This window comes from Mycobacterium sp. BMJ-28, from assembly GCF_054404835.1.
Map to the genome: position 1 here is coordinate 5,013,675 of NZ_CM136783.1, position 15,231 is coordinate 5,028,905.

General features: G+C 65.7%; 17 protein-coding genes and 1 pseudogene. 13 read left to right on the forward strand and 5 right to left on the reverse strand.

The window, feature by feature from the left end:
* Positions 1-5 precede the first annotated feature (5 nt).
* The 7 genes and pseudogenes from ACXPWS_RS24835 (at position 6) to ACXPWS_RS24865 (ending at position 7,143) form a co-directional block, all read left to right on the forward strand.
* Complete coding sequence (locus tag ACXPWS_RS24835; RefSeq protein WP_458709200.1) at positions 6-803, forward strand: hypothetical protein; 798 nt, start codon at positions 6-8, stop codon at positions 801-803.
* Complete coding sequence (locus ACXPWS_RS24840; protein WP_458709201.1) at positions 803-1,984, forward strand: polyprenyl synthetase family protein; 1,182 nt, start codon at positions 803-805, stop codon at positions 1,982-1,984. The genes ACXPWS_RS24835 and ACXPWS_RS24840 overlap by 1 nt, the downstream gene beginning before the upstream one ends.
* A complete protein-coding gene (locus tag ACXPWS_RS24845; RefSeq protein WP_458709202.1) occupies positions 1,981-2,439 on the forward strand; it encodes a hypothetical protein in 459 nt (152 codons plus the stop codon). The genes ACXPWS_RS24840 and ACXPWS_RS24845 overlap by 4 nt, the downstream gene beginning before the upstream one ends.
* Complete coding sequence (locus ACXPWS_RS24850; RefSeq protein ID WP_458709203.1) at positions 2,436-2,693, forward strand: hypothetical protein; 258 nt, start codon at positions 2,436-2,438, stop codon at positions 2,691-2,693. Before ACXPWS_RS24845 ends, ACXPWS_RS24850 begins: the two co-directional genes overlap by 4 nt.
* Positions 2,690-3,712, forward strand: coding sequence for a hypothetical protein (locus ACXPWS_RS24855; protein ID WP_458709204.1), 1,023 nt, complete (start codon positions 2,690-2,692; stop codon positions 3,710-3,712). The genes ACXPWS_RS24850 and ACXPWS_RS24855 overlap by 4 nt, the downstream gene beginning before the upstream one ends.
* Positions 3,705-4,109: an SCP-2 sterol transfer family protein gene (locus ACXPWS_RS24860; protein WP_458709205.1), complete on the forward strand. Its 405-nt coding sequence runs from the start codon at positions 3,705-3,707 to the stop codon at positions 4,107-4,109. The genes ACXPWS_RS24855 and ACXPWS_RS24860 overlap by 8 nt, the downstream gene beginning before the upstream one ends.
* Positions 4,106-7,143: pseudogene (locus ACXPWS_RS24865) on the forward strand (FAD-dependent oxidoreductase). The gene ACXPWS_RS24860 and the pseudogene ACXPWS_RS24865 overlap by 4 nt, the downstream one beginning before the upstream one ends.
* On the opposite strand, the gene ACXPWS_RS24870 reads toward ACXPWS_RS24865, so the two are convergent.
* Entirely contained in the window at positions 7,116-7,667 is a 552-nt protein-coding gene (locus tag ACXPWS_RS24870) for a CGNR zinc finger domain-containing protein (RefSeq protein ID WP_458709206.1), read from the reverse strand. The pseudogene ACXPWS_RS24865 and the gene ACXPWS_RS24870 overlap by 28 nt on opposite strands.
* A gap of 74 nt (positions 7,668-7,741) precedes the next feature.
* Between ACXPWS_RS24870 and ACXPWS_RS24875 the strand changes: the two genes are divergently transcribed.
* From ACXPWS_RS24875 to ACXPWS_RS24900, 6 genes are all read left to right on the forward strand, one after another.
* Positions 7,742-8,755, forward strand: coding sequence for an EamA family transporter (locus ACXPWS_RS24875; protein ID WP_458709207.1), 1,014 nt, complete (start codon positions 7,742-7,744; stop codon positions 8,753-8,755).
* Between the two features lie 15 nt (positions 8,756-8,770).
* Complete coding sequence (locus tag ACXPWS_RS24880; protein WP_458713687.1) at positions 8,771-9,448, forward strand: cutinase family protein; 678 nt, start codon at positions 8,771-8,773, stop codon at positions 9,446-9,448.
* Positions 9,449-9,472: 24 nt separating this feature from the next.
* Positions 9,473-10,135, forward strand: a complete 663-nt coding sequence (locus ACXPWS_RS24885; protein ID WP_458709208.1) for a cutinase family protein — start codon at positions 9,473-9,475, stop codon at positions 10,133-10,135.
* A 122-nt stretch (positions 10,136-10,257) separates the two neighbouring features.
* A complete protein-coding gene (locus ACXPWS_RS24890) occupies positions 10,258-10,518 on the forward strand; it encodes a hypothetical protein (RefSeq protein WP_458709209.1) in 261 nt (86 codons plus the stop codon).
* A 76-nt stretch (positions 10,519-10,594) separates the two neighbouring features.
* Complete coding sequence (locus ACXPWS_RS24895; RefSeq protein ID WP_458713688.1) at positions 10,595-11,278, forward strand: cutinase family protein; 684 nt, start codon at positions 10,595-10,597, stop codon at positions 11,276-11,278.
* Positions 11,279-11,356: 78 nt separating this feature from the next.
* Positions 11,357-12,034 carry a cutinase family protein gene (locus ACXPWS_RS24900; RefSeq protein WP_458709210.1) on the forward strand — a complete coding sequence of 226 codons (678 nt, stop codon included), beginning with the start codon at positions 11,357-11,359 and terminating at the stop codon, positions 12,032-12,034.
* Here ACXPWS_RS24900 and truA read toward each other — a convergent pair.
* The 4 genes from truA to rpsD all read right to left on the reverse strand — a co-directional run bounded on the left by truA (position 12,027) and on the right by rpsD (position 15,230).
* Positions 12,027-12,908, reverse strand: coding sequence for a tRNA pseudouridine(38-40) synthase TruA (gene truA, locus ACXPWS_RS24905; protein WP_458709211.1), 882 nt, complete (start codon positions 12,906-12,908; stop codon positions 12,027-12,029). The genes ACXPWS_RS24900 and truA overlap by 8 nt on opposite strands.
* Positions 12,909-12,915: 7 nt before the next feature.
* Positions 12,916-13,428, reverse strand: coding sequence for a 50S ribosomal protein L17 (gene rplQ, locus ACXPWS_RS24910; RefSeq protein WP_458709212.1), 513 nt, complete (start codon positions 13,426-13,428; stop codon positions 12,916-12,918).
* A 60-nt stretch (positions 13,429-13,488) separates the two neighbouring features.
* Positions 13,489-14,541 carry a DNA-directed RNA polymerase subunit alpha gene (locus ACXPWS_RS24915; RefSeq protein ID WP_458709213.1) on the reverse strand — a complete coding sequence of 351 codons (1,053 nt, stop codon included), beginning with the start codon at positions 14,539-14,541 and terminating at the stop codon, positions 13,489-13,491.
* Positions 14,542-14,624: 83 nt separating this feature from the next.
* On the reverse strand, positions 14,625-15,230 hold the full coding sequence (rpsD, locus tag ACXPWS_RS24920) for a 30S ribosomal protein S4 (protein WP_458709214.1): 606 nt from the start codon (positions 15,228-15,230) through the stop codon (positions 14,625-14,627).
* Position 15,231: the final 1 nt, after the last annotated feature.

Sequence of the window (15,231 nt, forward strand, 5' to 3'; positions counted from 1 at the left end):
GAGCCATGTATCTCAGTGCCGAACGCGTCGCCATCGTCAATCGCACGATTCAGCAGACGTTCGAACAATCCTGTATCGCGTGGCAGGCAATACCGCACTGGGATACCGGTGATCCAGGTCAGACAGAGGTGACCAACGATAATTTGGGCACGGTGAAGATCCTGGCGGCTGCCAAACCGGTCGGTGTCACGCTCGCCCAGCTCACCGCGCCAACGCCCGACTCGCTTCTCGCCAAGATCACTGGCGCTGTGGTCGACCTCGCGGCAGCTGTCGACAGTGTGGTGTTTCCTCAACTGCGGAATTCGGTTCTCGCCCCATCAGTTTTCAACTTCACCACAACGGCACCGAACGACATCTTGAGTGCCCTCATCGAGGGTCGAGTATCTGTCGAGACGGCTGGATTCCGTGCGCCGTCTTGCTTATTCGCAGCCAAGTCGACGATCAAGGATCTCCACCAGTTGTTCGGTGGCTATGCCCCGGTCAAGGATGCCCTGCTGGATGCCGGCAATGTCAATTCGCTCTACCGGGTCAGCGATCTCGGATTACCCGTCGCGGGCGGGTTCATACCGAAGGCACAACCCACCGTACGTGGCATCCTGCTCGGCCGGCGTCAACGCATCGCTCCCGGCTACGCGCCGGAAGCGTTGCCTGGTGACGAACCGGTCGACCTGGCCGTCAGCATCCCTCCAAGTTTTGAGGTCATCGGGGAAACCGCTCCGAACACCATCGGACTGAACGTCCGGATCGGTTACGCACTTCGGGTTAAGACCGCAGGCGGCCTGGTCGTCTTCTCTGGGCCGTAATGACGTCGGCCAGGACCGAGATCGAGCGGACCGCGCCGCCGGATCCGCTGGAGGATTACCTCGCCCACTGCAAGCGGGCCTGCGACGGTGAGATCGACCGGCTCTATGGGGCCGGCCACCAGGGCACCAGCGGCTTGCATCAACTGATCCTGGACTACCCGCTGCGCGGCGGGAAGGCACTGCGGCCCGCCTTGAGCATCGCGATCTGTCTGGGGCTCGGCGGCCAGCTCGACGCGGTGCTGCCCACCGCCGCCACCTTGGAGCTCTACCACAACGCCTTCCTGATCCACGATGACATCGAAGACGAATCATGGTGGCGGCGCGGCAAACCCACGCTGCACATCGACCACGGCATACCCATCGCCGTCAACGTGGGCGACGCCATGCTGTCACTTACGTTGCAACCGCTGCTGGACAACGTCGAGCGGGTCGGACTGGGGCCGGCGCTACGCATCCTGCGCGCGGTGGCGCATATGACCCGCCAGACGGTCGACGGCCAGGCACTGGAACTCGAGTGGGTCAGGTCCAACGCTTATCAACTCGAGGACTCCGATTACCTCCAGATGGTCGAGCTCAAGACGAGCTGGTACTCCTTCATCACCCCGCTGCAAGCCGGTGCACTCGCCGCTGGCGCCGATCCCGCCCAACTCGCTCCGCTGGAGGCTTTGGGCCGGCACCTCGGTGCGGCCTTCCAGATCACCGACGACCTGCTGAACCTCCGGGCGGACCCGGAGGACTACGGCAAAGAGATCGGTGGCGACCTGTGGGAGGGCAAGCGCACCCTGATGTTGCTGCACGCCCTGCGGTGCGCCACATCAGCAGAACGTGATCGGGCCGTCGAGACCCTGGCCAGACGACGCCCCAGTGCCGACGATGAACTCAACTTGACCGACCTGCTGGAGCGGCTCAGCCGGCGCGGAGAGCTCTCCCATAACGGGCGTGCCGAAATCATCGGTTTCCTTCGCGAACAACATCATTCGGAACCAAAGCATCTAGACGACATCCGTTGGCTCTTCGAATTGATGCAACGTATGGGCTCACTCACCCACGCCCGAAATGTTGCAGCAACGCACGCCAGGCAAGCTGCCTCGGTACTGGCCGGACTCGACTGGCTGCCCGCCAGCCAGCATCGTGACGTGCTCAGCAGCCTGATCGACTACGTACACGGGCGCACGCGATGAACCCCGAACTGCTGATCGGCATGCTCGCCGAGTTGGAGCGGATCAGAGAAGCCACCCTCGACCTCGTCGAACGCAGTGCGCCGCAATTGCTTCCCGCCCCTCCTGATGACTCCGCGGGGGCAGAACGAGCGGCGTTCGAACTCCTGCTGGCTGCGCGCCGCGCGGTGCTCGGCAACCCGGTCGCCGCCCGCAACCTGCACAACCTGCTGGTTGCGGAGGGAGCCAGGTACGCGCAGACGCCCGCCGGCGCGCAGCTGCGCGATGCGCTGACGTCATCTGCTGCCGTGGAGAATCTCCGTCGCGTCTGGGAAACGCTGAGCCTGAACGTCCTTGACGGACCTGCACAGACCAATTCCGCACCCAATGCATGGTCGGAACTACTGGCCGACGCCATCGTCGGCAATGGCCTCGACGACTCTCTGCTCGCCCGCCTGCGGCCGGAGGGCTTCGCATGACCCTCACCGATCCGCAACCAGCGCTCGCCGAGCAGAGCGCCTTCATCGGCTATCTGGTCGGTCTGGCCGGGCTCGGACGCATGGTCCACTCGTTGGCAGCCGACGAAGGCCGCAGCCCTGGCGAATCCGATGATTTCGTATACCTGTTGCTGGGCCTGGCCGGCATCGGCGCCGGGATCGAACAGCTGACCGAGGCAACGCCGTCACCCACGACCATCGCCACGCACCGGGACGCCGGAAGGTGGCTGCGATGACGGCGTCACTGGCGGCCAGTGATTTCATGCGCACACCGATGCTCGGTACCGCCGAACCCGACGGGTTCAAGGAATGGCACCACTTCGTGATTCATGCCCCCGGTGTGCGACTACTGATCAATTTCAGCCTGAACAACGAAACCGCCCCCGGTGGACGGTTCCGGTTGGTGCCGCGGGTCATCGTGATCGGCCATGAAGACCGATGGCACGGTAAGATCGCGCGATTCGACGAATCAGAGCTGACCATCTCCCCGTGCCTGGGGGATCTCGGCATCGGTGGCAACCGCATGGTCGTGCGGCCCGACGGCTATCAGGTGACGATCAGCCTTCCCGAGCATGACATTCACGGCGAACTGTCCTTCAGGTCGGTCAGTCGGCCGTTCGTGGTAAACAATCAAGCGGTCGGTTCTGGACGGATGAACTGGTTGTTCGTACCCAGACTGCACGCCGACGGGTGGATGCGCATCCACGGTCGGGAGCATCGCTTCGACGACGACGTGGCCTACCACGACCACAACTGGGGCCGGTTCTGGTGGGGCGACGATTTCGGATGGGAATGGGGCACCGTACTTCCCCGAGAATCTGACAACCCCTGGTCACTGGTATTTCTGCGGATGACCGACAGACGACGGCTGCACTATCTGTCGCAGGCGTTATACGTCTGGCATCACGACGAACCGGCGGCCATCTTCCGGCACGCCTCCATCGACGTCCGGACATCCGGCTTACTCGGCCGGCCCGCGGACTGCACCCTGCCACCGCCGATGCGCCTGTTGCTCGACGGCGAGGTGCCGAGCGTCCCGGCGAGGATCGAGGTCACCGCGGCACGGTCCGGTGACACCATACGCGCGGAGTTCCAACCGCAGTCCTACGCGCGGTTGGCGCAGCCCAGTGAACTGTCCCTGGACGGTACGACGGTGCTGTGCGAGTCCAGCGGAACAGCCCGGATGACCGGCTCGATCAATGGGGCGGACATCGATTTCGCCGGCACCGGAGTATTCGAGTTTCTCTATGGCTGAACCGGTTTCATCGCTGCTGAGGCAGTCGGTCACTCATCTCGCCGACGAGGTGCCCGACAGCTATCGACGGATGCTGTACACCCTCGGACCGCTGGTGGTCGAACTGGTAGTGGACGACGAACGCTTCGCGTTGCGCGGCGGACGCCGGCTCGAAGTGTGCACCGGTGGCCAAAACGTCGCCGGCACCCACGTCGTCACCACCCGAACCGGCATTCTCGACATTCTCGATGCCGCGATCAGTCTGGACCACGCCGTGGAATGCGGCGCGGTGCAGATCCGCGGGACCCTCGACGACATCCTGCGTGCGCACGACACCATGCGCGCGTACGTCCATGCCGCGGTACGGGCCCCGTCGCAGCCGGCCCTGCTCTGCGCCCTGCGGGCGGGTGTCCCATGAGTCCGGTGACCATTCCGCCCGCTGCCCGCCAACGCCGCCCCACTGTGGCCGTCTTGGGGGCAGGCATCGCCGGCCTGACCGCCGCCCATGAGCTGGCCGAACGTGGATTCGAAGTCACCGTCTACGAACCCCGTCCCGATGAGCGCAATGATTCCGGCGGCGGTCATCCGCCCGTCAAACTCGGCGGCCTCGCCGCATCTCAGTACGCCAAACCGGGGCCGCACAGGGGATCTCATGCCGAACTGCGCCCCTTCCCCGGTAGGCGGGGCCAGCCACCGATTCCCGGCGAGGCGGTGGCCGGCGAGCATGGCTTCAGGTTCTTTCCCGCCTATTACCTGCATACCTGGGACCTGTTCAACCGCATCCCGATCTACGAGCGCGCCACCTCGGGCACCGCCGTCGAGCGTTGGGTGCCGACTGCTCGCACCGTCCTGGAAAACGTCCGGCGAGTGGTGACCCAAGGCACCACCGTGGACGGCAAACCCTCCCTGGTCTTCCCCCGCGAGGCGCCCCGCAGCCTCGCCGAATTCATCAGCGTCGCCGGGCAACTCGAGGGCCTCGGATTCACCGCTACCGATGTGCAGACCTTCGTGGGCAGGTTGTTGCGCTATCTGGTGACCAGCCCGTTGCGCCGCGCCACCGAACTACAGAACCTGTCGGCATACGACTACTTCGTCGGCCGAGAAGCCGACGGTACCCGCCGGTTCCATTACACACCTCGCTTCGAGGCACTGCTGCTCGAAATGCCCAGGGTGCTGGCCGCTTTCGATTCGCGCTGGGGCGACGCTCGCACCAACCTGACCACTTATCTACAACTCCAGTTGCAGATGGACCGGCGTGACAACAAGGCCGACGGCGTGCTCAACGGCCCGACCACCGAATCCTGGTTCGACCACTGGTACCGCCATCTGGTCCAGATCGGTGTGCACTTCGTCCGCGCCAGGGCCGAGTGCATCGATCCGCCGGTGGTGGATCTCAGGCAGCCGCCGCATCTGCGTCCCCGAGTGCGGGTGACGTTCGCCGACGGGACGCGCGTCACGCCGGACTACACGGTCGTGGCCGTCGATGCGCCGGCGGCGGAGCGAATCACCTTCGCCCTGCGCGCGGCTGGCACCGGCGGCACCGTTGCCGACCTGGACGGGTTCTCGACGTCGACTCCCCCACCCGACGGCCCGCTGCAGCCGGGCACCACCCGACCAGGTGCGCGGCGAGATCCCTACGCGATGGACCAGATGGGCCGTGTCCCGTGGGACCGTTTTCAGACTTTGTCGGGCCTGCAGTTCTTCTTCGACACCGAATTCCAGCTGCTGCGCGGTCACATGTACTACTCGGGCACGGAATGGGCATTGTCCTCGATCAACCAGCACGGCCTCTGGCGGAAACGGCCCAATCTGGCGTGTGACGGCTATGTGTCGGTGCTGTCGGTCGACATCGGTGATTTCAACACGCCGTCAAGGCATCTGGTCGACGCTGCGGGCCAGGGAAAGGCGGCGCGCGACTGCACGCCCGATGAGCTGGCCACCGAAGTGTGGCGGCAGATCGTGGCCGCTCTGACCAGCGATGCGGGCAGTCCGCCGGAGCAGATCATCCCGTGGCCCGCGTGGTACACCCTGGACCGTGGGCTGAACACGTCGGCCAAGACCGGCCTCATCGTGCGCAACGAGACGCCGTACCTCGTGCCGATCATCGGCGACTGGCCCAATCGCCCCGGTGGCGACCCATGGAATCCGCACGGCACGTCATGGACCTTCCGACCCACGGAGGACTGGTGGCTGCAGGATCTGCAACTGCGCAATGTTTGGCAGGCACGTCACGGTGGCTACCAGGTACACCACAACTCGGTCGTCTTCGCCGGAACGTGGACCAAGACTTTCACCCGGATGACGTCGATGGAAGCCGCTTGTGAATCGGGGCGGCACGCCGTGAACGCGATTCTGGATCACTATGTATGGGTGGGATCGGACGGTACTGATCGCCGGGACACCACCACGCTCAACTGGCGTTTTCCGTATGGCTTTCTCGACCAGGGGTTGTCGAGTCCCATCCGGATGCCCACGCCCGCCGGGGACTACTGCTACATCTTCGATATCGAAAATCGCGAACCGGCCGATGCCCGACCGCTACGCGTCCTGGATTCCCAATACGCCGTCGAATCGCTTCCGCATCCGTTGGAATCGCCCACACCGCACGCGCCCAGCCACCTGCCGTCATCTCGCATCCTGGAGGCCGACACATGACAACACCACAGTTCGATCTCAACCTGCTTGCCTACCTGCAGGCTTGGCGCCAATACCTGGAGCAGGCCGCCGGGTCCGCGACGGTGGGGTTCGGGATCCCTGCCGCGCCGCAGTGGCCGGTCGCGGCGCCCCCGCCGATGCCCCCGATGCCACCCCCCTTCTCGGTTCCGCCTGCGTATCCGACCACTGCACCAACGGATTACACCCAACAACTGCTCGCCACGCTGCAGGCCTGGCGGCAGTACCTGGAGCATTCGACTAACGCCCCAACCGCACCCGTTCCCGCGCCTGCGCCCGCTCCGCCGGATGCCGTGCATCGTCCGCACCCGACGAAGGAGTCGGTACCTCCCTCGCACGAAGGTCCCGAAATCGTGCCGCCGGCCTACGGGTTGACGGCCGAACCCGCGGCGCCGGGCCGCCGGCCGGGTTCGGCGTATGCGGCCGAGTCCAGCTCGGCCGGTCACCAAGATTTCAGCACTCCTGCAGCACGATCGCTGTACAGCACCGCGGCCGCCGCAAACACCGACGGTCCCGGCGCAACCACAACGTGGTGGGATGCCGGCCGACCACCGCCGGCCGATGTGCCTGCGACCGGTACGGCGAGCACAACGCAGTCAAGTCAGGCAGCGTCGACGCCGACTGACACGACCGGACAGAGCACAGGTGCAAAAATCCCACCGAAACTGGTAGCCCAGGCTCCGCGCGTCGTCGGAGGATCGATGAATCCCCAAGACCTGGTCCGCCCCGCTGCCCGGACCTTGGAGGCGATTCAGCCGTCTTTCCGCCTCTCCCGGTAAGCCGCCACATGCTGCCGGTTCCCACAGTTGCCGGTGTCGCAGAACATCCGGGAACGGTTGCGGGACACGTCGAACAGCACCGCCTCACAGTCGGGCGCCGCGCAGATCTTGAGCCGTCGTAATTCGCCGCCACGGATCAGGTCGGCCAGCGCCATGGCCATCTCCGCACCCATCCGCTGCCACAGCGGGTCGTGGACGGAGGCCAGGTGCAGATGCCATTCGGGCATCTCCGCGTGCCGGGTCAGCCACGGCGAGGCCTTGGTATCGGCCAGCAACGCGTTCACCTGACCGACCACGCGTTCCTCATCGTCGGCGGCGCCCCAGATGTCGCAGATGCGCTCGCGCAGCTGATGCACCGCCGCGAGCTCCGCGTCGTCCCTGTCACGGCGGCCTGTCCAGCCGAAGCTGTCGAGGTAGCTGTCCAACGCCGCCATGTCACCGAGGTCCTCGTCATCGTCGCGGTTGGTGTTGATCAACACACACGCAGCCCGCAGCGTGAGCTCTGTGTCATGAGTAAAAATCATTTGACGCCTGACTCCCGTCCGCGCTAGCGTCATGAGCAATCTTAATTTTACTCATTACACCTCGGGGGTCTTCGATGAGCGCGACCGACGCGCGTGCCGGTACCGGCCAATTCCGGCTCGGCATGGTCTTCGCCGTGGCATCCGCGTTCACCTTCGGTATGTCGGGCCCGCTCGCCAAAGCGCTGATGGAGGCGGGCTGGACGCCCACTGCCGCCGTCACCGCGCGACTCGCCGGCGGCGCCTTGGCCATGGCCGTATTCGCCAGCGTCATCAAGCCCGACTGGATCCATGACGCGCTCGCGCACCGCAAGACCGTCATCGCGTACGGGCTCGTCCCGATCGCGGGTGCCCAACTCTGCTACTACAACGCCGTCGCCCATCTGTCGGTCGGCGTTGCCCTGTTGCTCGAATACACCGCGCCGGTCCTCGTCGTCGGCTGGCTGTGGGCCACCACCAAGCGCAGGCCGGGCCGGCTCACCTTCGCCGGCGTCGCGCTGGCCATTGCCGGCATCATGCTGGTGCTCGACGTCTTTGCCGGCGCCCGAATCAACTCCGTCGGGGTGAGCTGGGGTCTGGCCGCGGCGATCTGCGCCGCCTGCTACTTCATGATGTCCGACGAGGCCGTCTCCGACGGGGACGGCCTGCATCCGGTCACGCTGGCTGCCGGCGGCCTGATCATCGGCGCCATCGCCGTAGCCGGACTCGGCGTCTCGGGTGTGATGCCCATGACATTCAGCACCCACGACACCGTCGTCGCCGGATTGACCCTGCCCTGGTACATCCCGGTGCTGGCGCTGGCCATCTTCCCGACCGCCGTCGCCTACACCTTGGGCATCTTCGGGGTGGCTCGGCTGCGGCCGCGCTTCGCGTCGCTGGTCGGCCTGGCCGAAGTGCTGTTCGCTGTGTTACTCGCCTGGGCATTCGTGGGCGAGGCCGTCACCGCCACCCAGGCCGTCGGCGGCGCGGTGGTCCTGCTCGGCCTGACCCTGGCCCGCCTGGGTGACCGGGCCGACGCGGCACTGCACGCCGGCTGGCCGGATGTGCCGCCGAGCCGGCCGCATACCGAACAATCGATTAGCAGCAACTAGCCTGCAAATGTGAAGATGCTGTCCGTGAAGTTGCCCAAGCTGTCGGCCCGGACGGCCGCCGTCGGCGCTGTCCTGGTGTCCGCCTTCGCCTTCCTGGCCGGGCCGGCACCGGTGGCGAGCGCCGAACCGTGTTCGGATGTCGAGCTGATCTTCGGCCGCGGGACCAGTGAGGATCCCGGCATCGGTCGCGTCGGGCAGGCTCTCGCGGACGCGCTGGCACCGCAACTCGGCGGCCGCACGCTGAGCACCTACGGGATCAACTATCCCGCCACGTACGACTTCCTGACCGCGGCCGACGGCGCCTATGACGCCCAGTCGCGCATCGCGGCGCTGGCCGCGCAGTGCCCATCGACCAAGGTCGTGTTGGGGGGATACTCACAGGGCGCCGCGATCATCGACATGCTGATCGGCATTCCGCCGGTCGGCGACAAGATCGGTGAGTTCGGCTCCGCGCCCCCGCTGCCGGGCAACCTGGCCGGCAACGTCGCCGCGGTTGCGGTGTTCGGCAACCCCGGCGCGAAGTTCAGCCATCCCGCCAACTCTGCACCTGCTCCGTATGGCCGCCGGGCCATCGATCTGTGCGCCGACGGCGACCCGATCTGCTCGCGGGGCCGCAACCCGTTCGCGCACACCCGCTACGAATCCTCGGAGTTCATCCCGCAGGCCGCGGGATTCGTCGCCGCACTTGTTTAGCTGTGCTTGGCGTTAGGATGAGGCGTGACTTTTGATGTTGTTCGCCGCCTCGCCCTGGCAACGTTCGGTGCGCTACTGAGCGCCGCCGCCGTGATCGCCACCCCGACCTCGGCGGGCGTCCTCGCCTCGGCCCACGCCGACGGCTGCTCGGATATCGAGGTGATCTTCGCCCGTGGCACCAACGAGGATCCCGGTCTCGGCCGGGTCGGCAATGCCTTCGTCAGCTCCCTGCGGGGCAAGGTCGGCGGCCGGTCGGTGGGCACCTACGCGGTGAACTACCCCGCCAGTTACGACTTCCTGGCAGCGGCCAACGGCGCCAACGATGCCAGCGGGCACATCCAGTGGATGATGGACAACTGCCCCAACACCAGGCTGGTGCTGGGCGGCTACTCCCAGGGCGCCGCGGTGATCGACATCATCAGCGCCGTCCCGTTCCCGGCGATCGGATTCAACGCCCCGCTGCCACCCAACGCCCCCGATCATGTGGCGGCGATCGCCGCGTTCGGAAACCCCTCGGCCAAGCTCGGGCTACCCATCACGTCCAGCCCCGTCTGGGGCCCACGGTCCATCGACCTGTGCAACGGCGGCGACCCGATCTGCACCGACGGCGACAACGTCGAAGCCCATCGGGCCTACACCGGCGGACCGACCGGTCAAGCCGCGGGCTTCGTCGCGGGTCTGCTCTGAACATTTAGAAAAGTCACAGATTTCTGCTCAGCCGGACGGGAATTAGCCCGCCGCCCACCCTGTTGATCTTGTTACGGATAACTGCCGCTAGTACATACAAGACTGATGGGGATTCTGGGAACATGAACGCGCACAACATCTCTCTGAGTGACGCCCGGGTTCGGGTCGCCGCCGCGGTGGGCGGCCTGGCATGTATCGGCGCACTGGCCACCGGGGCCGTGCTCCAACAGTCACACTCGTCCATGGCAGACGGTGGCGACATGCAACTGGGCACCACCCAAACCAGCAGCACCCCGGCCAAGGCACCGGCCATCCCGAAGGCCGAACCGGCCATCAAGGGACCGGCGCCGCTGCCCACCGAGGAGCAGGGCCTGCCGGGCTGAGGCGTGAACGCCGCAGTACGAGCAGATCGAGCATTCCAGCGGTACAGCTAGTATTTGCTGGGTGGTCAACTTATCGATGTCCGTGAGGCGCTACGCCGCCGCCGCAATGGTGGCGGCGTGCGCCGCCGGCATTTTGTTGCTCTCGTCGACGGCCGGCCCTTCGAGATCACTGCCGGGGGCGAATGCGGACCCCTGTCCGCCCGCCGAAGTGATCTTCGCGCGCGGCCGCAACGAACCACCCGGGATCGGGCGGCTCGGCCAGCCCTTCGTCGATGCTCTACGGGCACGAGTTCCCATGGAGATCGGTGTCTACGGGGTCAATTACCCTGCCAACAACGAAATCGCCCAGGGCGCCAACGACGTCAGTCGGCGGATTCAATACATGGCGGACACCTGTCCTGACACCCGCCTGGTCGTCGGTGGCTATTCGCTCGGTGCTGCCTCTGCCGCTGTCGCGCTGTCGGCCACCGGCGGTGGATTCGGTTTCAAGAATCCGCTTCCCCCGGGTGTGGACACCCATGTCGCAGCTGTGGTGTTGTTCGCCAATGTCACTCGCCGGCTCGGCGGTTCCGATGTCGGTCCGGCGTTCCAGGGCAAGGTCTTCGAGGCGTGTAACCCGGTGGATCCGATTTGTCGGGACGGACTGCCCAGGAGCCTCGACGACTTCCAGCGCGACTGGAGCAGCCACCTGCAGGACGCCTATATCGACTCCGGAATGGTGAATCAGGCCGCCGATTTCGCCGCGGCGCGGCTGCAATAGATACACCTGGCAATACGTTTCGATTCGATAAAGAATTGATAAACGCCGACGTTAATTTTATTGACTACACTCGGCCCGGTGAATTTGTTGTCGAGGGGTCGATTTCGGTGGTATGCCGCAATTCTGGCCGTGGTCGGTGGTGTTCTGACCGCGGCAGTACCTGTCGGCATCCTTCCGTCCGCAGCCGCTGCCGCCTGCCCGGACGCTGAACTGATCTTCGCTCGCGGCCGAATGGAACCACCCGGCGCGGGGCAGATCGGAAACGCATTGGTGACCGCGCTGCGGCAGAAGACGAAGAAGAACATCACCCTTTATTCGGTGAACTATCCGGCCGACACCCAGATCGATATGGGCGCCAACGATATGAGCCGGCGTATCCAGTCCACGATGACCAACTGCCCCAACACCCGCCTGGTCCTGGGTGGCTACTCGCTGGGCGCAGCGGCCACCGATGTCGTTCTGGCCATGCCGTTCCCGATACTGGGCTTCAAGATGCCGCTGCCGGGAACCGCCGATCCGCATATCGCCGCAATCGCGTTGTTCGGCAACGGAATTCAATGGGTCGCTCCGATCACCCAGTTCAATCCCACCTTCCAGAGCCGGACCATCGAGCTGTGCCATGGCGACGACCCGATCTGCAACCCGACGGATATGGAGAACTGGCAAGCCTACTGGCCCGACCATCTGGCACCGGCCTACATCAAGGCCGGCATGGTGACCCAGGCCGCCGACTTCATCTCCGGCAGGCTCAAGTAGGCCGGGTGCGCAGATCTCGGGTGATCAGGATGCGGGACGCCAACTGATCGTCGGGGGGGTAATCGACCCCGACGAGCGCCAATCCACGTGCCGGTGCGGCGCCGAATGCACTCGACCGGGTCTCCGCCTGCAACAGGCCGGCACACCAGGCGGCGTCACGCCGGCCCTCGCCGACCGCGAGCAACGCACCGACCAATGACCGGACCATCGACCAGCAGAACGCATCCGCACTGACATACGCGGTGACGCTGTTCCCGTCGTCAGCGTCTGCAACCCAGTCGAAACGCTGCAGTTCCCGAATCGTGGTGGCCCCGTCGCGATGCCGGCAGAAGGCCGCGAAGTCGTGCAGACCCACCAGAGCCCTGGACGCCTCGGTCATGGCCGTCAGATCGAGCCGGCGCGGCCACGGTGTGACGAACCGGGCCTGCTGCGGCAGCACCCCGAACGGCGCGGTGCTCAGCCGGTACCGGTAGTGACGTCGAAGCGCGGAGAACCGGGCGTCGAAACCCGGCGCAGCACGCGCGATGTCGAGAACCCGGACATCCTCCGGCAGAAACCGGCCCAACCGTCGCACCAACGGCAGGAACTCGGGGTCCTGTGGTCTGGGCGTGCGCGGGTACGCGTGGCCGAGCGCATCGGCGGGCACGTCCACATGCGCCACTTGGCCGGTGGCGTGCACCCCGGTGTCGGTGCGGCCCGCGGCGCGCAGCACCAGCGGGGTGCGGAACACCGTGGCGAGCGCCTCCTCGAGCACACCTGCGACGGTTCGCTGCCCGTCCTGGGCGGCCCAGCCTGCGAAGTCGGTTCCGTCGTAGGCGATATCGAAGCGAAGACGAACATGCCCGCCACCGGTATCGGTGGCGGGCATGTTCATCGGCTGACTACTTGTCGTCGGCCTTCTCGTCCTGCTCGGCTTCCTCGGTGACAGCCTCTTCGGCCGGAGCCTCGGCGGTCTCCTCGACGGCTGCCTGCGGCGCGGCCGCCACCTTCTGAGCCGCGTCGGCACGACGGGCACGGTCGGCCTCGGACGTGGCCGTCTTCTCCCGCACCAGTTCGATCACGGCCATCGGAGCGTTGTCGCCCTTACGGTTCTCGACCTTGATGATGCGGGTGTAGCCGCCGTCGCGATCCGCGAAGAAGGGTCCGATCTCGGCGAACAAGGTGTGCACCACATCCTTGTCGCGGATCTTCTTGAGCACCTCACGCCGGTTGTGCAGCGTGCCCTTCTTGGCATGGGTGATCAGCTTCTCGGCGTACGGACGCAGCGCCCGGGCCTTGGCATCGGTCGTCTTGATGCGGCCGTGCTCGAAGAGCGAGGTGGCCAGGTTGGCCAAAAGCGCGGCCTGGTGCGAGGACGACCCGCCGAGGCGAGCACCCTTAGTGGGTTTGGGCATTGCGACTATCTCCTAATTGGGGCCGGCCCCCGTATCAGGTAGGGCCGGGACGGAATTGCTTTAGAGCTGTTCGGTTTCGGCGAAGTCCTGGTCGGCGTCCAGGTCGTAGCCGGCGTCGCCGGTCCAGGTGCCGGTGGCGACGTCGTAGCCGGCGACCTCCGACGGATCGAAGGTGGCCGGGCTGTCCTTCAGCGAGAGACCGAGCTGATGCAGCTTGATCTTGACCTCGTCGATGGACTTCTGGCCGAAGTTGCGGATGTCGAGCAGATCCGACTCGGTACGCGACACCAGCTCGCCGACGGTGTGCACGCCCTCGCGCTTGAGGCAGTTGTACGAGCGCACCGTCAGGTCCAGGTCGTCGATCGGCAGCGCGAAGCTGGCGATGTGATCGGCCTCGGCAGGCGACGGGCCGATCTCGATGCCCTCGGCCTCGACGTTGAGTTCCCGTGCCAGACCGAACAATTCGACCAGCGTCTTACCGGCCGAGGCCAGCGCGTCACGCGGGCTGATCGAGTTCTTGGTCTCGACGTCCAGGATCAGCTTGTCGAAGTCGGTGCGCTGCTCGACACGGGTGGCCTCGACCTTGTAGGTCACCTTGAGCACCGGCGAGTAGATCGAGTCGACCGGGATACGGCCGATCTCGGCACCGGAGGCCTTGTTCTGCACGGCCGGCACGTAGCCACGACCCCGCTCGACGACCAGCTCGACCTCGAGCTTGCCCTTCTCGTTGAGGGTGGCGATGTGCATGTCGGGGTTGTGCACCGTCACACCGGCCGGCGGCACGATGTCGCCGGCGGTGACCGCACCCGGGCCCTGCTTACGCAGGTACATGGTGACCGGCTCGTCCTCTTCGGACGAGACGACCAGGCCCTTGAGGTTCAGGATGATGTCGGTGACGTCTTCCTTCACCCCGGGAACGGTGGTGAACTCGTGCAGCACACCGTCGATGCGGATGCTGGTGACCGCTGCGCCCGGGATGGACGAGAGCAGCGTGCGCCGCAGCGAGTTGCCCAGGGTGTAACCGAAGCCGGGCTCCAGCGGTTCGATGGTGAACCGGGACCGGTTTTCGGCCAGCACGTCCTCGGACAGTGTGGGTCGCTGAGAAATCAGCATGTTTTTCCATCTCCTTCTCGGCACCCGCTATTTGATGCCGTTTTGGGTGTCCCAGGCCCCCTTGGCCTGGGACGGTCAAACCGTTACTTCGAGTAGAACTCGACGATGAGCTGTTCGGTGAGCGGCACCTGGATCTGCGCCCGCTCGGGCAGCTGGTGCACCAGCACCCGCTGACGCTCGCCGACGACCTGCAGCCAACCCGGGATCGGGCGCTCGCCCGCGGTGGCCCGCGCCAGCTCGAACGGCAGGGTGTTCAGCGACTTGTCCCGAACGTCGATGATGTCGTACTGCGACACCCGGTAGCTGGGGATGTTGACCTTCACACCGTTGACGGTGAAGTGGCCGTGGCTGACCAGCTGACGGGCCATCCGACGGGTGCGGGCGAGCCCGGCCCGGTAGACGACGTTGTCCAGACGGCTTTCCAGGATCTGCAGCAGGTTCTCGCCGGTCTTGCCAGCCTTGCGGTTGGCCTCTTCGTAGTACTTGCGGAACTGCTTCTCCATGACGCCGTAGGTGAAGCGGGCCTTCTGCTTCTCCTGCAGCTGGGTGCGGTATTCGCTCTCCTTGATCCGCGCGCGGCCGTGCTGGCCGGGCGGGTAGGGGCGCTTCTCGAACGACTGATCGCCGCCGACGAGGTCGACGCCGAGGCGACGCGACTTGCGGGTCGCGGGTCCGGTATAACGAGCCATT